The sequence below is a fragment of the Acetatifactor aquisgranensis genome, assembly GCF_943193215.1.
GTDB lineage: Bacteria > Bacillota > Clostridia > Lachnospirales > Lachnospiraceae > Acetatifactor > Acetatifactor aquisgranensis.
The window spans coordinates 42,173-61,169 of the sequence record NZ_CALPDH010000026.1 but is presented as its reverse complement, the minus strand read 5'-3'; the positions used below and the strand labels follow the sequence as shown (position 1 = coordinate 61,169).

Sequence of the window (18,997 nt, the reverse complement as noted above, 5' to 3'; positions counted from 1 at the left end):
TTTATAGAACCCCCTTTCCATTATACAGGAAATTCCGAAAAATGGAATCTATTCTTTTTCTGATTTTCGTTCTGCCTGTTTTTTTCCTTCCGATGCATGCTTCCGGCGCCTGCTGCCTTTTTTCACCAGCAGGATGAGAATGGCGGCCAGCGCCGCGCCGCCGGCCGCACAGACGGCAATCCGGATTTTGCCGTCATCTTTCTTTGCAGCCGTCACCCGGAATGTTCCCTCTCCCTCCATGGAAAATTCCAGATAGCTTCCCACCGCCTTGCCGGATACCGGCCTGTAGCCCTCCCCGGAATCCAGTTCCAATTCTGCCTGCTCCGGATTGTCGCAGAGCACCCGCACGAGAAGCTGTGATTCATATATGCTGTCTGTCTCTTCTTTGTCCATCAGGACGGAAAGCCTGGTGCCGCCGTCCGTTTCCTCCAGCACAAGCCTGCTCTCCGGCAGGAATTCGCCCTGTACCAGCACCACGGCCCTGCCGTTTTCATCCTTTTCCTCGCTGGCCAGGGATGTAATCCATTTTTCATACTGTGCCTCCAGGATTCGATTTCCTGTTACAAACTCGTAGTCAAATTCCGGCCATACGCCATAGAATCCCTTTTTCTCCGGCACTTCCGGAATCAGGCTGCTGTCAATCGCTCCGCCATAGGGGCACTGGAACGAGGCAAGCTCTTTTCCATCCGCAAAGAAGCTCACGGTAAATTCGGAGAATGCCTCCGGCACGCCGTCCATGCGGCAGAATTCCTCATAGGGGAGAGGCTCCGCGCCGCCCTCATAGCCGATGGAATCCACTCCGGGCACATTCCCCTGCACATAATAGTTCCCCCGGAGTATTCCCTCTTCCTTGATCCATCCTGCCACAGAACCTGCCCGCTCCCCGGCACAGTCCACTTCCGGGTAGGCACAGCTGTAGAAAATATCGCAGCCTTTGCCGGCAATGCCGCCTACATAAGCTTCTCCGGACAAGGCGCCCATGCAAAAGCAGCTCCTGATACAGTAATCCGAAGAACCTGCGATACCGCCTACACAGCTTCCGCCCGTGCTCTCCACCGCGCCGTAGGATTCACAGGAAATCACCGCGCCGAAATCCGCTTTTCCTACCACGCCTCCCACATAATCTTTTTTGCCTGTTATCCGGCCCAGATTGCGGCTCTCGCGGACTACCGCTTTCACGGACTGCTCGATGCGGAAACTCTCCTCCCCGGTGAGGGCGATGTCGTCCTCCGGGTCAAAATCGTACTCTGTGGCTATCACCCCTGTGATGCCGCCCACATTGGTGTCCGCCTCCACGGTTCCCTGATTGATGCAGAGGGTGATTTTTCCCTGTTGGAAAGCAGAGGTATCGTAATAAGCCTCCCCGGGCTGCTCCGCCCCCAGGTTCTCCGCATCTCCGCCCGGGGTCTCATCCGACGCGTCCTCCACCGTGATTCCCTCATAGCGGAACAGATCATCGCGCAGATCGTTGATGCAGCCCCGCAGCACCTTTGCCTGGGCCAGCAGGGCGTCCACGTTCGCGGAAGTACTGTCGCCGCCCTGCCGAAGCACCTCCGCCAGCCGGCGCAGGTCATTTCCCGCCGCGTCCAGTTCCTGGTTCAGGATCTGGAGGTCGCCGCTGATGCCGCCGCTTCTGTCGCTGGTGGCGGAGGTGATATTGCCCAGATGGCCGTTCACGCCCTCGCCGAACCTGCGCAGCGCCGCCAGATAGCTCTCCACATCCTTGCTCAGTTTATCGAAATCCGGCAGGTTCGTGTCATCCCAGGGAAAGTCCTTATTGCCGGAGTCTTCTCCGGGCGCTTCTCCCGGGCCGGTTTCCGTTCCTCCCCCTTCTGCCGGGTTTCTTTCTCCGGGACTCTCTTCCGGCGTGTCCTGTCCTGCCTGGTTTTCTCCCGAATCCCCTCCTGCGGCATCCGGGCCTGTCTGACTTTCTCCCGAATCCCCTCCTGCGGCATCCGGGCCTGCCTGGCTTTCTCCCGAATCCCCTCCTGCGGCATCCGGGCCTGTCTGGCTTTCTCCCGAATCCTCTCCTGCAGCGTCCGGGCCTGCCCCTGTCTCTCCCGGCTGCTGTCCGCCAGGCATTTCCGCGGCACGCTCAGCGCCCCCATCAGCTTCCGTCTGCCCGGCCGCGCTGCTTTCTGCAGGCTCCTCTCCCCCAGCGATGTGCTCCTCGCTGGTGGGATTGAGCTGAGACTCTCCTGGTTCCTGCGGTTCCCTGTCAGTCTCCGCCTGGTTCTTCCATTCCCCATTCAGCCGGTTCAAATCATCATTGATTCCGGTCAGCTCCTGATTATAGATATACCACAGCTCACTGGCCGCCCCGGTCAGGTTCCCCCCGGCCGCGGAGGCATTGGTCAGATGCTCGCTGATGCTTCCGGACAAATCGGCCGCCTCGCCGCCATAGCCGCTGATTTCCTCATGGGTCGCCTCCAGCAGGTTGAAAAAGATTCCTATCTCCCGGTCCAGCTCTCCCAGCTTGTCGTTAAGATACTGAATCTCCAGAAAAGGCTCCAGCTGCCCGGCGATGCCGCCCACATCCTTTCTGCCGAGGATGTGCCCCGTATTGGTACAATTCTGCACATAGCCCTGGTGCAGCCTGCCCACGATGCCTCCCGTGTTATAGCCCACATGCTGGTAGCCTACGGTCCCTGAGTTGGCGCAATAATATATTTTCCCTTCCGAATAACCGGCAATCCCCCCTGTATCCGTGTGCACTGCCACATGCTCCGTACTGTTGATGTCCTCAATCTCATCCATGGTGATATCTTCTATGCTGAAACTCACTTCCGTGCTGTGAGTATTGATGCTGCCGGAATTCTGACAATTATTCAACGTCCCGTAGTTGCTTCCGCAGATACCTCCCGCCTGATGGTCTCCCGTGACGAAAGCCGCAGACTGGCAGCGCCTGATTTCCCCTGTGGCCTCATTGATGCCGGCGATGCCGCCCACATCCCCGGCGCCGGTTACGCTGCCGGAAACGCTGCAATTCTCGATCCTGCCGTAATTGACGCCGGCCAGAAGCCCGATTTGGCTCTTGCTGCCGCCGGGAGCCGCATTCCCGGACAGGGACAGATTCCGCACCACGCCCCCATCCTGCACATAGCGGAACAGTCCCATGGCAGAGCCCTCCTCCTCAAGTTCCAGCCCGGAAATCGCATGTCCGCCGCCGTCAAAGATTCCGCCAAAGCTGGGAATGGAAAGGTTCCTGTATTCCTCCAGGATAATATCATTCTCCAGGCTGACGTATTTATCCCGGGACCAGGCATCCAGCCGGCAGTCCTGCGCCAGAGCCGCCAGATCCTCCTCAGCAGAAATCGATATCGTAATATATTCGCTCTCCGGCAGCCGCTCCGCCCGGGCATTCTCCCCGGACATCAGCTGTCCAAACGCAATGCTCTCCGCAGCCGATGCGGGCAGCGCGCACTGCCATGTCAGGATTCCGGCCAGAACGAAAGAAACCCCTGTCATCCATCTGCCTTTATCTCTCATCATGATTCGCCGCCTCCTCTTCCTCGCCTTTCTGTACGCGCGCGGATTCTGTCTCCTTGTCACTCTCTGTCCTGTTCCAGGAAGCATGCGCCCTTCCATCCTCCGGCATGCCGGAAGAATCATCTGCTGCCTCCTGCCCTTTCCCATTTCCGCACGAAACGATCCGTATGTCCCCGCCCTCCGCTTCATCAGCCGCTTCAAGCCTGGGCGGCGCCTCCTGTACCGGAACATTCTGCCGCATCTGCTCCACCGTATCCCTGGCCCGGACCACCGCGCCCATCTCGCCGTCGATCAAGCCGGTGAACTCTCCCTCTATGACGCCGTTCACATAGCCCTTGATATGGCCGCTCATCCTGATTCTGCCCCCTGCCGGAAGCGGCTTGACCGTCTCACGCCTTAAGGTGAACGCAGTCTTTTCAATGATGATGTCGCCAATCAGGAGTGTCTGGGGCAGCGCCAGCAGCACCAGGCCGATGGACGTCAATGTGCCTCTGCCCAGAGCCAGGCCGATGGCGGCCACCACCGCGTTAGTGGACACATTGCTGATGATGAATCCTGCCGCCACCAGCATGGAACCGCTGGTCACAATGGTGGGGAACGCCTGGTTCAGGGTCTCCACGATGGCCTTTTTTATCGGCATATAGGTCTTCAGATCCATGTAGCGGCTTGTGATTACAATAGCATAGTCAATTGTCGCTCCCATCTGGATGGCCGATACCACCAGATATCCCAGGAAGTATACCACATCCCCGGTAAGGTACGGCATGGAGAAATTCAGCCAGGTGCTTCCCTGGATGGTCACTACCAGCAGCACCGGCAGGCCCGCCGACTGGAAAGTGAACAGCAGGATTACCATGACGAACAGCGCCGTCAGAATCGTGACGGTATTATTGTCCATGCTGAAAGAATCGCTCAAGTCCCTGTTGCTGGTGGAATTGCCCACCAGATAAATGTCATCATAATCGTAATACTTTGCCACCACGCCCCGTATCCTGTCCAGCGCGGCGTAGGTCTCATCCCCCTCCAGAGGCACGGACAGCTCCAGGACGAATCGGCTGCAGTCCTCCCCCAGCAGCTGATCTTTGGCGATGCTGATCTGGGAGTAGGCGTCCGCCATGGTCTCCTCCAGATCCTCCTCCAGCGTAATGTTCCCCCGCTCTTTCTGGTCATAGATGAACAGGAACATATCAATCAGCGGCACCTTGTATTCGTTCAAGCCTCCCAGAAGCGCCCCATAATTGCTGTCATCCACCGCGTAGGCGGAATAAAGGAGATCCGCCACCTCGATGTCCATGTCAATCAGCTCCGCGAACTCCCTGGGGGAGAGCAGCCGGGTCAGGACATAGCCGTCCATGGCCTCGATATTGGCCAGGCCCATGCAGGAATTCACCTCCGGCAGGCACTCCAGCTCCCGCAGCACCTGCCCCTCTTTCTCGTAATCCCCATCAGGCACGATGACCGCCAGCTGATTCACGGTTCCGAAATTCTGGTTCACCATTTCCACCGAAAATTTATTTTCACTCATGGTCTTGGACTTCAGGGTGTTGACATCGTACACATATTGGGCCCTGCCGGAAAGGATGGCCCCGGTAATCACCGCCGCCACCAGCAGGGGAGGCACGATGAATCTGGTATGTACGCAGAATTGTCCCACCGCCGTAATCTTCGGCACGAAGCTCTTGTGGTGGGAGCGGTCAATGGCACCCGCAAAGGTCAGGAGCAATCCCGGCATCAGGAAGAACACGGAAAACAGGCTCAGCAGGATGGCCTTTGCCAGCACGATGCCCATATCGTAGCCAATCCGAAACTGCATGAACATCATGGCCACCATGCCGGACACAGTGGTCAGGGAGCTGGAGGAAATCTCCGGGATGGCCTTGCTCAGGGCCACGATCACAGCCTCCCTGGCATCCTTGTCCTCGTGCTCCTCCATGAAACGGTGGCAGAGGATGATGGCATAGTCCACTGCCAGCGCCAGCTGCAGCACCACCGCGATGGAGTCCGTGACGAAGCTGATGGTGCCGAACCAGTAGTTGGTGCCCTTGTTCAGGATCGCCGCCACAATGAAAGTCATCAGGAATACGGGAATCTCCGCGTAGGTGGTGGAGGTGAACAGAAGCACCGCCACGATGACCACGCCCGCCAGCAGCAAAATGACAACCATGTCATGATTCAAATCTGCCGCGTCCCGCTCTTCCTGTCCGATATCGGAGGAGTAATAGACATCATACCCGTCCAGAGCCTCCAGGACGCCATTCAGATACTCCTGCGCGGCCTGATCCCCCGCCTCCCCGTCAAAGGTGACTTTGAACAGCGCATCCATGTCGTGGTAATACGCCTCGCTGTCCTCGAAATCCAGCATGCTGACCCCGTCCATCTCCCGGATGTCCTCCGCCAGCCGCTCCGCCTCCTCAAAGGTGATATTGCACACCATGATGCGGGCGGTGCCGTAAGTGATGAACTGCTCCCCCATCAGATCCAGTCCCTGGCGCGTCTCCGTGCTGTCCGGCAGATAGGAGGTAAGGTCATTATTGACTTTCACCTTATTCATGGAGAGGACGCTGTACACAATCAGCAGAATAAAAACCAGATAGAATCCTTTCCGCTTATCCACGATCAAAGTGGCCAGCTTCATCATAAAGGAATCGTCTTTTTTCTCTTTTTCCATAAAAGCCCCCACACTTTCCCTGCTGTCAGGCATCCGTGCATATGGACGACTTCTGTCCATAAACCATATTTTTGTCTTTTACTGAACAACAGTTGATTTTTCTTTCAAAAGTAATTATAATGAAAATATGGCAGATGGCAATAAACAGTTTTTTTCATAATGTGCGTTTTTAGACATTTCGCGCTTCATGTGCCGTTTATTTATAAAATGTTTAGAAATGGACACAAAAAGACACCCGCAGAAAATCCGGGGCGTCAGGAAAGGCAGAGGAACCATATGGCAGACAAAAAAACAGACCGCAGGGTCCGGAGGACAAAGGCCCTGCTGCTCCAGGGACTGATGGAATTGATGGAGACAAAGGATATTAAGGACATCTCCGTGAAGGAGCTGTCCGATTTAGCGGACATCAACAGGGGGACTTTCTATCTGCATTACGGCGATGTCTATGACATGCTGGCACAGACAGAGGATGAGCTGTTCGTGGAATTCTACGAAATCATCGACAGGACCCTGACCCCCGACGGGGCTGTCCATTCCCCGCGCACCACCCTGTTCGAGGTCTTCTCGTTCCTGGAACGGCACAGGGTGGTGGCGCGGGCCATGATGGGCCCCCATGGGGATCTGGCTTTCGTGAACCGCCTGAAAGACCTGGTGAAGGGACGCCTGAACAGCATCCTGGAGGCCAGGCGGGCCGGGCCGGACAGCCGTTACATGGAATCCTTCGCGGTCTCCGGCTGCATCGGGGTCATCGAATCCTGGCTGACCCAGCCGGAGCCGCCTGACCCAAAGACAATGGCGGACATCTGCGGCGGCATCCTGGAGAGCGGGTTCGGGCCCTACTGACAGACCCAAGGCAATCGCCTCCCCGGGAAAAACCGCCGCTCCGCCCTCCGGCAGGCTTCTTCCGGATATCCGGACAACCGGCATCCTTACTCAAAAAAGCCCTCTGCCATCAGCCTGTCCAGCAGCTCCGCGAACAGGGTGTTGGCCCAGGCGAACCAGGACCTGGTGAACTCCTCCGGCGCGGAGGGGTTGAAAGACTCGTGCATGTAGTTGGTTCCCGCATGGGTCTTCGCCAGCATGTCCAGACACTCCAATATCTCCTCTCTGCTGTCGGAAGTCAGGGCCTGCATGACGATGCCGATATGCCACACATAGCCAGCGGGAGTGTGGGGGCTTCCCATTCCTTTCGCCAGTTTTCCCTCATAATAGTAGGGATTGTCCGCGGACAGGAGGAACTTTCTGGTATTCCGGTATAGCGCATCTTCTTTATCGCAATATCCCAGATAGGGCATGGCCAGCAGGCTGGGGGAATTGGCATCGTCCATGAGGATATGGTTGCCGTAGCCGTCCGTCTCATAGGCGTATATCCTGCCGTACCCGGGATGCTCCACCACCGCGTAGGTCTCGATGCCGTCCCGAATCTCCTCCGCAAGCTCCCTGCACTGCCCGGCCAGCGCCTCATCCCCAAGGCAATCTCTGCAGATCTCTTCCGCATAGCCCAGGGCTTTCACCGCCATCATGTTCGAGGGAACCAGGTAGCCAAAGCAACAGCTGTCATCGGAGGGGCGGAAGCCCGACCAGGTCATGCCGGTAACGTTCACAGGACGGCCCTTTCCCTTGCAGGGCAATGTGTCCGTCTTCACGCAATGGTAGCGCCGGAACGTATAAGGAGAATTCCTGTGGTCCTGCTCCGTGGTGAAGACATGGACGATTTTCCGAATCATCTCGTGATATTCTGCCGTAAATATCTTGTCGATTCCTGTCTCTTTCCAGTAGCAGTATCCCAGATAGAGCGGCGCGCACAGGGAATCCACCTCGTATTTGCGCTCCCATACATGGTCATTTTGCCGGGTCTCGTCCTCATATCCCGCCCCCGCGCCGTTGGCGCTCTCGTTGAACGCGTTGGCGTAAGGATCCACGCAGACAAGCTGCGCCTGCTTGACGATGATGCTCTCCAGAATCTTCTGCAGGTCGGCGTCGTCTTTGGCGTACTTCACATAGGGCCTGACCTGAGCCGCGGAATCCCTAAGCCACATGGCCGGGATGTCCCCCGTTATGACGAAATGGGTGCCGTCCGCCAGCTCTTTCACTGTGGTCTCCATGGTGTTCAGGAAGCACCGGGCGGCCAGCGGCGCCAGGGCCTCGTAGTGGCTCTGATAGTACGCCTCCAACTTCGCAGCCCTTTCTTTCAATACTTTCGGTACGTTCATCTCTTTCTCCTTTCATCCGCTGCCTGTCTGCACAGGCGAATTCTTTCCCGGGAAACCTGTCCGGATTGTCCGGCAGCGCTGTCTTTCCCCATTATACCGGGCCGAAAATTATCTGTCAACATGCCGGATTGGGGAACCGGATGAAATCTGCCTGGCGGACGAAGCCAAAATCCCCGGCAGTCATATCCGTCCTCTGTCATAAAAACGGTCCCTCCGGGAAAAAATATTGGCAGCTTCTGATTTCATATGCGCCAGGACGCAAGGAATTGTGGTATAATCTTCATATCATGGTATAATGTTGACAGAAGATGCTGAAATATCCGGAAAGAGAGGAAATCAAAATGAAAATCCTGTTCTACGACACCAAAAGCTATGACAAAGAATCCTTTGAGGACACCCTGAAAGCCAAAGGCTTCACCGACATCACCATCGAGTACACGAAATCCGACCTGGATCCCCGCACAGCCGCCCTGGCGGAGGGCTTCGACGCCGTCTGCGCCTTTGTCAGCTCTGACATCGGCACCCAGACCCTGGATATCCTCCACGAAAAGGGAATCTCCCTGCTCCTGATGCGCTGCGCCGGGTTCAACAATATCGACCTGGACACTGCCGCAAAATACGGCATCCGCATCATGCGCGTCCCCGGCTACTCCCCGGAGGCCGTGGCAGAGCACGCCATGGCGCTGGCGCTGGCCAGCAACCGCCGTCTCTACAAGGCCTACAACAAGGTGCGGGAGAATGATTTCAGCTTAAGCGGCCTCATGGGCTTCAATTTCTATGAGAAGACCGCCGGCATCATCGGCACCGGGAAAATCGGCGCCGCCATGTGCCGCATCTGCCGGGGCTTCGGCATGAAAGTCATCGCCTATGATGTCTATCAGAACGAATCCCTGAAAGATTTCGTGGAGTATGTCCCGCTGGAAAAGCTGCTTTCCGACAGTGATGTCATTTCCCTCCACTGCCCGCTGATGGACTCCACCTACCATATCATCAATATCGACACCATCCGGCAGATGAAAGACGGCGTCATCCTGGTGAACACCTCAAGGGGCGCTCTGGTGAAGACCGACGACCTGATTGAGGGCATCCGCATGCACAAGTTCGCGGGGGTGGGCCTGGATGTGTACGAGGAGGAGACCAACAATGTCTTCGAGGACCGCTCCGACGAGATCCTGGAGCACTCCACCACGGCGAGATTGCTGTCTTTCCCCAATGTGATGATCACTTCCCACCAGGGGTTCTTCACCCGGGAGGCTCTGGGCGCCATCGCCGAGACTACGCTGCAGAATGCCCTGGATTATATGGCGGGGAAAGAAAGCCCTAATGATGTGAAAAACGGGTAGGGAAGACTTTCCTCCCTACCCGGCGCGCCGGGCATCTTTCTTTCGGATGCCCGGGCACAGCGCCGCCTTTGCGGCGCGCTTTCCTGCCATAATCGCTGCCGCGCAAGCAGCCCCGAAAGCTGCTTCACAGCCCGCAAAATGCCACCTTTCCAGAGCATGGGAGCATCCGATTATGAAACCGTAATAGAAAATCCCTCATAAATCCCCGCCGGGACGCTTTCCCCAAAGGCGTACTCCGTCATCCGGTCCTGCTCGAACTGGTATACCGTCACCGTCTTCCTGTGCGGATCCACCACCCAGTATTCCCGGATGCCTGCCGTCCGGTACTTGAACAGCTTGGTGAAATAGTCCATGGACCTGCTGCCCGGCGACACGATCTCTATGACCCAGTCCGGCGCCCCGTGGCAGCCTTTTTCGTCCAGCCTGGAGGTATCGCATATGACCGAGATGTCCGGCTCTACATAGTTGATGTCGTCGTCATTCAGGAATACCGCAAAGGGCGCTGGATAGACCTCGCAGCCTCCTTGCTTTCCCTGAATATAGTTTCCTATCGTCCGATCCAAAAAATGCACCAGCCTCTGATGCGTCCGGCCCGGAGGAGCCATATAATAAATCCGCCCGTCAATCAGCTCAGCCCGCTCCCCATCCGGCAAAGCGTAGATGTCTTCTGTCGTATAAATTTCTTCTTTCCTTAACGCTTCCATCCCGATTCCTCCTCTCTCCTTTTTACCATCTGTCCATCCGCCTCGGCACAGCCCTTACTTCTCCGCCACGATGGAAAAAGCAAAATGAACCTTTCCGTCATTCATTCTGTATCTGTCCATCAGCTGCGGCCCGCAGCTGGCCGATCCGATTCCGCTGACCTTATAGTCGATCCGCACATTCGTGAACTCGTCCTTTACCAGCTCATAGTCATGGGCTTTGGAGGCCAGTTCCTCTGTGGCATACTCCGAAACATTGGCGCTAAATCCCTGCCCGGACACGAAAGAGTACGCTCCCAGGCGCAGATACTTCGTATTATAATGGCTGCCGTGCTCCTGAGGCTTCTTATAAGGCACATACTCCTTTTCGGCGCTGCTTTCGAACATCCCCATCCAGGAGCCATGGCGCATGTCCGCATAGGCCTCACAGGGGCCATGGCCAAAATAGGTGAAGTCTTTCTGCGCCGTCCTGAACTCGAATCCAAGCCTGGGCAGGAAAGTCCTCTTCTGGTCGAAGTTTCCGTCAATCTCCACATCCACGCGGCCGTCCTCAAAGAACGTATAGGAGGCTTCATAGCGGAAGAACGGGCTTCTGGACACAGGCGCCAGGGAGGCTTTCAGGGTAATCTTGTTCCCCTCTATTTTATATTCGTACACTTTCGTGTGCACCTTATTATAATTCTCGTCGTACCACTGATTTTTCACATTTCTCTCATTGTCCGTGGGCGCTTTCCATACGGTCAGGCGCACAGGACTCTTCAGGTAATCGTTCATAGTCTCCAGCTGCCCATAGTGGAGGTTGAAACGGTAGGTGAAATCTTTCCCCTCAATCAGGGCATATTCCCCCTGCTCCGTGATCTTCGCGCTGCCCCGTCCCGCCTCCGGCGCTTTTGCCCCGGACAGTTCAATCTGTGAAAAAGCCGCTTCCCTGCCGTCTTTTTCCCGCATGGAAATCCGCAGATAGCTGCCGTAGCTGCTCTCAGGAACCGCAAGGGCCAGCGGCACAGTCACTTTTCCATGTCCCGGAGCTTCCAGGTTCAGGCTTCCGCTTGCGCTCACCTCTCCGTCTGCGGTCACTTCCCAGAAGAAATCGTACTCGTCCAGGTTCCTGAAATCATTTTTATTCTCCACAGTCAGCAGACCCTCTTCCCAGAAAGCCGCCATGGGCTGGTAGACCGCTTTGGCCTCCAGGGAACCCGCCTTAAGGCTCCTGTCGCTGAACACCAGACCGTCACAGCAGAAGTTGCCGTCGTGGGTCTCCTCCCCGAAATCTCCTCCGTAGCCCAGATTCCCGTTCTCGTCCGGGGCCACATGGTCCGCCCACTCCCAGATGCATCCGCCGATCATATAAGAATTCCGCTCCATGACCTCCCAGTAGTCCGCCAGGTCTCCGGGGCCGTTGCCCATGGCATGGCTGTACTCGCACAGGAACATGGGCCTCTTATCGCCGGTCTGGGCATGGTACTGCGCCATCTTGTCAGGCGTCCAGTACATCCTGCTGACCACATCCACGAAATCCGGGTCTTTCTCGCCGGCACGGTTGCAATAGGCATTCTCATAGTGCACCAGACGGCCCATGCCCTCTCTCTGTCCTTCCCTGTCCTTGATGTACCGGCTCATGGCCGCGAAATTGTCGCCGCAGTTGCTCTCATTTCCCAGGCTGAACATGACCACGCAGGTATTGTTCTTGTCCCGCTCGTAAAGCCGCGCCGCCCTGTCCACAAAGGCCTCCTCCCACTCTGCGTTCCGCGTGGGCCAGATGGTATCCGCGTCGTAGCCCCACTCCGGTGTCCTGTTCCCGAATCCATGGGTCTCGATATCCGCCTCGTCCACCACATAGAAGCCCAGCTCGTCGCACAGGGCGATGAATGCGGGCTGAGGGGGATAATGGGAGGTGCGGATGGCATTGATGTTCAGCTCTTTCATCACCAGAAGCTCTTTGCGCATCTCCTCCAAAGTCAGCACATAGCCGTTGCGCTCATGGGTGTCATGATGGTTGACGCCTTTCAGCTTCACGCTGACCCCGTTGATCAGCAGCTCTCCCTTTTCACTGACGCTCTGGTCCCGCAGGCCTACCCTGACGGGAATGAATTCCCCTGCCTGCTCCACCACCACCGTGTACAGGTAGGGCTGCTCCGCGTTCCACAGCACAGGGTTCTTCAGGTCAGTCTCCTTCCCCTGAGCATCGAACACCTGATAAGTCCCGTCATAATACACCCCTTTCGCGTCAAATCCGATATTCAAATCGAACACATGCCCCTTGGGTCTGCTCAGGAGATACACGTCCCGGAAGATGCCATTGTTCCTGAAAAAGTCCTGATCCTCCAGGTAACTTGACACGCACCATTTATAGACCTTTACCAGAATCTCATTCTCACCGGCTTTCAAGTCCACCCTGAACTCCGACGTGGAATGGGAGACCGTGGAATATCCCACATAGGCGCCGTTCACGAAAAGCTCCAGGCAGGGAGCGACGCCCTCAAAGACAAGATAGTTCTCCCGCCCGGCCTCGCCGTCCGTCACGGCAATCCGCTTTCTGTATACCCCCAGGGGATTGTCGTCCGGCACATAGGGCGGATCCACCGGGTAGGGATAATTCACATTTGTGTAATAAGGCCTTTCATATCCTGTGGTCTGCCAGCAGGAGGGCACCTGCACTTTCTCCCAGTCCGTGATCTCCGCCGGGCAATCAAGATCCCTGGCAAAATACCGGAAATCCCACTCCCCGTTCAGGAGCCTGTAGTACGCGGAATCCTCCCTCTCTCCCCGCAGCGCTTTCTCCAGCGTATCATAGGGGATATAATGCGCCCGCGGAGGCATAACGTTTTCATGAATCCGTTTCAGATCTTCATACTTTCTCATATCAGCCGACCTTTTGCCATTGCCAGCCGTCAGACCCGCGGAGCGGTCCGGGCTGCTCTGGCTCCTTTCTTTGAAGTTTGTCTATTGAGTCGCTATCGCAATGCCCATGCAGCGGCCGGATTACAGCTGCCGCGCTTATCCGGCACGGAATCCTTTGAGCATCTTCTTTAGTTATTCTCACCAATATTATCGAAAATGTCAATAGGCTATTCCACAAAAAATCATTCCGGATACACAAGCTTTATTTTCAAAAAAACTCTTGCAATGTCAGAATCAATATGATATCATTTTAATATCAATTTTAAACATCAACCGACAGAAGTGAAGAAAGCGAGGAATTTACTATGAATGAAAAGATTCTGCATGGGAAGAAAAATGGCATGGCCGTGCTGCTGGCCATATTTCTGGCCTATATCCTTGGGATTGCCGCTGTGGTTTTATGCGGCATCAGCCTGGATCAGGCCGCAACGCCCCTGAACGTGACGGGAATGGTCATCGGTATCGCAGTCCTCAGCCTTGGATGGATTTTCCTGCTGGGGCTTAAGGTGCTCAAGCCCCAGGAAGCCCTGGTGCTGACTCTGTTCGGCCAGTATATCGGCACTCTGAAAGAGCATGGCTTTTATTACGTGAACCCTTTCTGCGTAGGCGTAAATCCCGCGTCCAGGACGAAACTGAGCCAGAGCGGAGATGTGTCGGAGCCCGGCAGCGGCCTGCTGACCCTTGCGAGCAATGCCCAGAGCGTGAACGTGTCCGGCGACTATGGCAGCAAGAAGCTGTCCCTGAAAATCATGACCCTGAACAACAGCCGCCAGAAGATCAACGACTGCCTGGGCAATCCCGTGGAAATCGGCATCGCCGTGACCTGGCGGATTGTGGACACCGCCAAGGCCGTGTTCAATGTGGACAACTACAAGGAATTCCTCTCCCTCCAGTGCGACAGCGCCCTGCGCCAGGTAGTCCGCCTCTACCCTTACGACGTGGCCCCCAATGTGGACACCACCGGTGACGGCATCGCGGACGAGGGAAGCCTGCGGGGCTCCAGCGATGTGGTAGCCGCCAGAATACGGGATGAAATCCAGACCCGGGTGAAAGAGGCCGGCATCGAAATCGTTGAGGCGAGAATCACCTATCTGGCCTATGCCCCGGAAATCGCGGCAGTGATGCTGCAGCGCCAGCAGGCCTCCGCCATCATAGACGCCCGCAAGATGATCGTGGACGGCGCGGTAGGAATGGTGGAGATGGCATTGGACCGTCTGAATCAGAACGATGTGGTACAGCTGGACGAGGAGCGCAAGGCGGCGATGGTCTCCAATCTTCTGGTGGTACTGTGCGGGAACCGTGACGCGCAGCCCGTCGTGAACTCAGGGAGCCTGTACTGATATGGCCGACGCCAAGAAACAGGTGCCCCTGCGGCTGTCCCCCAAGCTCTACGACGCCATCGCCGCCTGGGCGGAAGACGACTTCCGCTCGGTCAACGGCCAGATAGAGTACCTGCTGACAGAATGCGTCCGCCAGCGGAAGAAGAACGGGAAATACGCCCCTGAGGAACTGGACGTGCCGCCGGAACTGGATATCTCATAGTCCGAAAACAGACACAGCCCTGGGGGAACCGGCCTTTACCATACCGGTTTCCTGCAGGGCTGTACCAAAAAAGGAGCGAAAATATGTCCCGGGAACTGTATGGACTCAATCCAGATGGAACACATTCTGCAGATCCACGCTCACCGGGCTGTTGTCCGGGTTGGTCTCCATAATGTCCGCCATGAAGTCCCACCATTTCCGGTTGATGGCAGTGTCCGCCCCTTTGGCCCAAAGCGCCTCGTCCTCGATCTCTATGCAGCCGAAGAGGGTCAAAGTCTCCCTGTCCAGGAAGATAGTGTAGTTCTTTCCGCCGTGCTCGTGAATCATGTCCTGCATCTCGGGCCAGAGCTCATTGTGCCGCTTCTCGTACTCCGCCTCCTGGCCGGGGTACAGCTTCATTTTGAATCCTTTGATCATTGGTTTGCGCCTCCTTTTGGATGTCATGGCCGTTTGGCCGTCTCCTGTCAATAAAGATATATTATCATATTCCAATCTCATAAGTAAAGCTGTTTTGTATGGTCATCAGATAACTCATATCCGCGTTCCGCAAGGGTGACGTCAATCTGCCGTCGGATGAAAACACGCTCAGACCGGATATCATGCTGCGTACATTTCTTTGCCCTGCCCATCCTTTTATACACAGGGCAGCGGAAAAGAAATTTCCGGCCCTCACAGGTAAAGCCGCACCGGCCCCAACAGCCCGGAAGGTTCCTGGGGCATGGCCCTGTCGAACACATTGCCCATCTTCTCTTTCGCGAAGGTATTGGTCACGATGATGCGCAGCTCATTCCTGCCGGGCCTGCATTCCAGCCTGTAGACATGGGGCGGACAGATTTTGTTCCCCACAGGTCTGCCGTTCAGCTCCACATCGCTGATTTCGCAGACCCGGCCCAAGTCCAGCACGGCCTCCCTGCCAGCCTCCTCCGGCCCCGCGCCCGGCTCCAGCTCAAAGGAAGTCTCGTAGCAGATTCTCCCCGAGTACTCCGGCAGGATGTCCGCTGCAGAGATGTTGGTGAGTTCTGTAAGCCCATTCAGGGCTTCGTACTCTCCGGTTTCCCGCAGGACGGATATCCTCCAGGCCCCCTCCAGGCGCTTTTCCCTCCGCGCGGCCACAAATGCCTCGTCCACAAGGGGAATCGGCCTCTCTCCCGACTTTCCGGACAGTTCTGCCCTGTTCAAGGCTCCCGTTTCCCCGGTGGCTCCCATCTCCGCAAAGCCTCCCGCTTCCCCGGCGGCTTCCGGCATCACGAAAACGGACTGGTATGGCTCCAATACCAGCCGAAATGTCACCGTGCCGTCCGCGCCGTCAATCCCAATCTCCTCCAGAAGAGGATACCGGACATCCTCCATGGCATCATAGAATACCAGCCCGCCGGACTCCCTTACCGTGACCACCGTGTCCACCGTATTCCACAGACTTTCATTCGTGAAGAAGTAAACGTTTCCCCATTCCCTCTCATAGTGCAGGAAACGGAGGTCAGGGCAGGCATCCCGCACCCGGATATCCGTAAAGCCACGGCCTTTCATCCAATCCGCCATCTGGTCCAGCCCGCATACTTCCACCAGAGGGTTATCATCTAAAGCTCCCTGCACGGCATGGAGCCCCGCCGCGTAGTACACATGCTCCGGATAGCCGTCCAGGAAGACCACGGGCACGCCTCCCTGTGCCGCCTGGTCCAAAGCCTCCAGCAGCTTCTCCGGCAGGCACTGGGCATAGGGGATGAGGATGACCCGATATGCCTCCTGGTTCACCCACAGTTGTCCGTCCCGGACTTTCACCTGACCGGTTCCGGCCTTCTCCCCCGCCGCCTCCGGATCCACAATCCGGTCTGACGCTTTCGCCGTTTCCGCGCCCACAATGCGCTCCAGACAGTCCACCGGCAGCACGTCGCAGTCAATCTGAGCCTCCGCCAGCGCCCTCACCACTTTCTCAAAAGGCTGGTAGCCGCCGCCCCACTCTGCTTCGGCGTGGTATAGCACCGCGGCCGTGGCGCGGTGAGTTCCGTCCCGGAGCAAAGTGCAGACCCTGTTGGCGTAGTCCGCCCATTTCCGAAAATAGTTCCACTGGGGATTCTTTCCCTTTGCATAGAAATGAGGCGGACAGTCAGAATCCGGATATTTCGGGGAAAAGGCATGGGGCACCAGCATATTGATGCCCCGGACGCAGACATGGTCCGTGAGCCATTTCATCAGCTTCAGCCCCTCCTGCCATCCGTAGGCCCCGAAAATCTCGCACATGGTGATGCCTTTCTTGGCAGGATCGATATGGGCGGCGGAAGAGGCCATCTTGGAAATCCCCCAGTAGAAGAACTCCGCGTCCAGATAGCCGAAAGGCGTGGTGAAGAAGCCGTCCTTATGCTCCGGCCAGACCTGGTACACCACGTCCAGACCGGCGGCGTCGAAGCCCTCCATGCTGCGGAAATAGTGGCCCGGCCCATAACCTATCCTGGCATGGACGCCATTGTCCTCCACCACATGGCCTATGACCTTCACCCCATGCTTCCCGCACCACTCCCTGATCTGCCCGGTGAAATCCCGGGCGAACAGCCTTGATACTACATTCATGTAGGTGAACTGTACGTCCCTGCACAGGGGATTCTCCCTGCTCCACAGAAGCGGGAGGAAGCAGGCCCACCTTTCTCCCAGCTCTTCCTCCAAAAGTTCCGGCACCTCCCCGCTCCAGGGATAGACATGGCCGTTTATCCCCAGCGTCCTCTCATAGGTGGCCGTGCTCCCGAACCGGGGCTCGTCCACGAAGAAGCCTTTGATGGTCTTCCCGAACTGATCCCCAAAGCGCCTGTAGTGCTCCCCATAGACAATATCGATGAAATGCCCCACCGCTTCATAGCTGATCGGGTTGACATAATCCCTTGTGTGCTCCTCGCCGCCGTCCCTGGTGATGACTAACAGGAAGACCCGCCACTGCCCGGCGGGCACGTCCCAGTACAGTCTCCCATCCCTGACATCTTCCGTCAGGTCTGCAAAGCTGTCTTCATCCAGTTCTTCCCTGCCGTTCGCCCTCCTGGCGGCAATCACCTTGTACAGTATCTCCTCTTCCTTAAGCCAGGGCGCTATCTGGAAAGAAGCCCCCGGCATGGGCCCTATGGCATCTATCTGCCGATTTGCGATATAGCGCTTGCAGGCCTCCGGGTACAGCTCCTTCACTTTGCCTCCCCCAAGCCCGCTGGGGTACGCGCCGTCATCGAAAATCCAGACTTCCATCTGCCTTTTCGACGCCTCCGACAGAATCACATCCAGATCCCGCCACCAGCCGTAGCTCAAAAAATCCGGGTGGGGACGAGATTCCACGATGAATCCCCCGATGCCTCCCTCCTGCATTTTGCCAATCTCCTCCCTGAGATCCTCTTCTTTCTCCCCATGCTGCCAGAACAGCGGGTACAGCGCGTTCTTTGCCTGCCTCATACTCTCTCCTTTTCCATCCACAGGAATCGTGAACCATTTCCCGGCCTTGACGTTTCAGAAATTAGCTATTATAGTATTTTTATAATAGAATCTCAGGAGAAAGTCAACTCTTTTTTCTAAATTGACTGTATTAAAAGCTTACCCGGAAAGGAGAGGGAAAACATGGCCACTGTCATGAGCATTCAGGAAAAATATATGAAAGAAGCCCTGAAGCAGGCTAAGAAAGCCCTGGCTCTGGGGGAGGTGCCCATCGGCTGCGTCATCGTCCATGAAGGAAAAATCATCGGGCGGGGCTATAACCGGCGCAACACGGACAAAAATACGCTCTCCCACGCAGAAATCACCGCCATCAAAAAGGCCAGCAAATATATCGGGGACTGGCGGCTGGAGGAGTGCGCCATCTACATCACCCTGGAGCCCTGTCAGATGTGCGCCGGGGCCATCATCCAGGCCCGGATTCCCGAGGTGGTCATGGGCTGCATGAACCCAAAGGCCGGCTGCGGGGGCTCTGTCCTGAATATCCTGGAGATGCCCCGGTTCAACCATCAGGCCGCTGTCACCAGGGGCGTGCTGGAGCAGGAGTGCAGCGCAATGCTGAAGACCTTTTTCGCGAATCTGCGGGCCCGGAATAAACTGGAAAAGGAAAAGCGCCGCGAGCTTCCGGAAAATGTCCAAAAGCCCTAGGCGCTCTCCGATGAAGCCCTGCCTCTCCTTTGC

General features: G+C 56.6%; 12 protein-coding genes. 5 read left to right on the top strand and 7 right to left on the bottom strand.

The features are described from left to right. Positions 1–48: 48 nt before the first annotated feature. Both NFS35_RS20385 and NFS35_RS20380 read right to left on the bottom strand, forming a co-directional pair. Complete coding sequence (locus NFS35_RS20385; RefSeq protein WP_251208919.1) at positions 49–3,492, bottom strand: GLUG motif-containing protein; 3,444 nt, start codon at positions 3,490–3,492, stop codon at positions 49–51. Next, positions 3,479–6,157 (bottom strand): efflux RND transporter permease subunit, encoded by a 2,679-nt coding sequence (locus NFS35_RS20380; protein WP_251208918.1) that lies wholly within the window; start codon positions 6,155–6,157, stop codon positions 3,479–3,481. Before NFS35_RS20380 ends, NFS35_RS20385 begins: the two co-directional genes overlap by 14 nt. Positions 6,158–6,433: 276 nt before the next feature. Here NFS35_RS20380 and NFS35_RS20375 point away from each other — a divergent pair, with 276 nt between their 5' ends. After that, positions 6,434–7,000 (top strand): TetR/AcrR family transcriptional regulator, encoded by a 567-nt coding sequence (locus NFS35_RS20375; protein ID WP_251208917.1) that lies wholly within the window; start codon positions 6,434–6,436, stop codon positions 6,998–7,000. Between the two features lie 86 nt (positions 7,001–7,086). Here NFS35_RS20375 and NFS35_RS20370 read toward each other — a convergent pair whose 3' ends face one another. After that, on the bottom strand, positions 7,087–8,370 hold the full coding sequence (locus NFS35_RS20370; protein WP_251208916.1) for a glycoside hydrolase family 125 protein: 1,284 nt from the start codon (positions 8,368–8,370) through the stop codon (positions 7,087–7,089). A gap of 341 nt (positions 8,371–8,711) precedes the next feature. Here NFS35_RS20370 and NFS35_RS20365 point away from each other — a divergent pair, with 341 nt between their 5' ends. Next, positions 8,712–9,713: a 2-hydroxyacid dehydrogenase gene (locus NFS35_RS20365; protein WP_251208915.1), complete on the top strand. Its 1,002-nt coding sequence runs from the start codon at positions 8,712–8,714 to the stop codon at positions 9,711–9,713. Positions 9,714–9,883: 170 nt separating this feature from the next. Here the strand turns inward: NFS35_RS20365 and NFS35_RS20360 are convergent, their stop codons facing one another. Both NFS35_RS20360 and NFS35_RS20355 read right to left on the bottom strand, forming a co-directional pair. Then, positions 9,884–10,417: a Uma2 family endonuclease gene (locus NFS35_RS20360; RefSeq protein WP_251208914.1), complete on the bottom strand. Its 534-nt coding sequence runs from the start codon at positions 10,415–10,417 to the stop codon at positions 9,884–9,886. Between the two features lie 54 nt (positions 10,418–10,471). Then, complete coding sequence (locus NFS35_RS20355) at positions 10,472–13,276, bottom strand: glycoside hydrolase family 2 TIM barrel-domain containing protein (RefSeq protein ID WP_251208913.1); 2,805 nt, start codon at positions 13,274–13,276, stop codon at positions 10,472–10,474. 344 nt (positions 13,277–13,620) lie between these two features. On the opposite strand from NFS35_RS20355, the gene NFS35_RS20350 reads away from it, so the two are divergent. Both NFS35_RS20350 and NFS35_RS20345 read left to right on the top strand, forming a co-directional pair. Next, positions 13,621–14,655 (top strand): SPFH domain-containing protein, encoded by a 1,035-nt coding sequence (locus NFS35_RS20350; protein WP_251208912.1) that lies wholly within the window; start codon positions 13,621–13,623, stop codon positions 14,653–14,655. A 1-nt stretch (position 14,656) separates the two neighbouring features. Next, complete coding sequence (locus NFS35_RS20345; RefSeq protein WP_251208911.1) at positions 14,657–14,857, top strand: PTS ascorbate transporter subunit IIC; 201 nt, start codon at positions 14,657–14,659, stop codon at positions 14,855–14,857. 105 nt (positions 14,858–14,962) lie between these two features. Here NFS35_RS20345 and rhaM read toward each other — a convergent pair whose 3' ends face one another. Together rhaM and NFS35_RS29110 are read right to left on the bottom strand one after the other, a co-directional pair. Then, a complete protein-coding gene (gene rhaM, locus NFS35_RS20340; protein ID WP_251208910.1) occupies positions 14,963–15,274 on the bottom strand; it encodes an L-rhamnose mutarotase in 312 nt (103 codons plus the stop codon). Between the two features lie 252 nt (positions 15,275–15,526). Then, positions 15,527–18,280, bottom strand: a complete 2,754-nt coding sequence (locus tag NFS35_RS29110) for a glycosyl hydrolase (protein WP_275564719.1) — start codon at positions 18,278–18,280, stop codon at positions 15,527–15,529. A gap of 162 nt (positions 18,281–18,442) precedes the next feature. Between NFS35_RS29110 and tadA the strand changes: the two genes are divergently transcribed. After that, entirely contained in the window at positions 18,443–18,964 is a 522-nt protein-coding gene (gene tadA / locus NFS35_RS20330; protein WP_251208909.1) for a tRNA adenosine(34) deaminase TadA, read from the top strand. Positions 18,965–18,997: the final 33 nt, after the last annotated feature.

Excerpts from the sequence above, each read along its gene's own strand:
- NFS35_RS20385 (WP_251208919.1), bottom strand. The coding sequence starts at position 3,492 with ATGATGAGAGATAAAGGCAGATGGATGACAGGGGTTTCTTTCGTTCTG.
- NFS35_RS20380 (WP_251208918.1), bottom strand. The coding sequence starts at position 6,157 with ATGGAAAAAGAGAAAAAAGACGATTCCTTTATGATGAAGCTGGCCACT.
- NFS35_RS20375 (WP_251208917.1), top strand. The coding sequence starts at position 6,434 with ATGGCAGACAAAAAAACAGACCGCAGGGTCCGGAGGACAAAGGCCCTG.
- NFS35_RS20370 (WP_251208916.1), bottom strand. The coding sequence starts at position 8,370 with ATGAACGTACCGAAAGTATTGAAAGAAAGGGCTGCGAAGTTGGAGGCG.
- NFS35_RS20365 (WP_251208915.1), top strand. The coding sequence starts at position 8,712 with ATGAAAATCCTGTTCTACGACACCAAAAGCTATGACAAAGAATCCTTT.
- NFS35_RS20360 (WP_251208914.1), bottom strand. The coding sequence starts at position 10,417 with ATGGAAGCGTTAAGGAAAGAAGAAATTTATACGACAGAAGACATCTAC.
- NFS35_RS20355 (WP_251208913.1), bottom strand. The coding sequence starts at position 13,276 with ATGAGAAAGTATGAAGATCTGAAACGGATTCATGAAAACGTTATGCCT.
- NFS35_RS20350 (WP_251208912.1), top strand. The coding sequence starts at position 13,621 with ATGAATGAAAAGATTCTGCATGGGAAGAAAAATGGCATGGCCGTGCTG.
- NFS35_RS20345 (WP_251208911.1), top strand. The coding sequence starts at position 14,657 with ATGGCCGACGCCAAGAAACAGGTGCCCCTGCGGCTGTCCCCCAAGCTC.
- rhaM (WP_251208910.1), bottom strand. The coding sequence starts at position 15,274 with ATGATCAAAGGATTCAAAATGAAGCTGTACCCCGGCCAGGAGGCGGAG.
- NFS35_RS29110 (WP_275564719.1), bottom strand. The coding sequence starts at position 18,280 with ATGAGGCAGGCAAAGAACGCGCTGTACCCGCTGTTCTGGCAGCATGGG.
- tadA (WP_251208909.1), top strand. The coding sequence starts at position 18,443 with ATGGCCACTGTCATGAGCATTCAGGAAAAATATATGAAAGAAGCCCTG.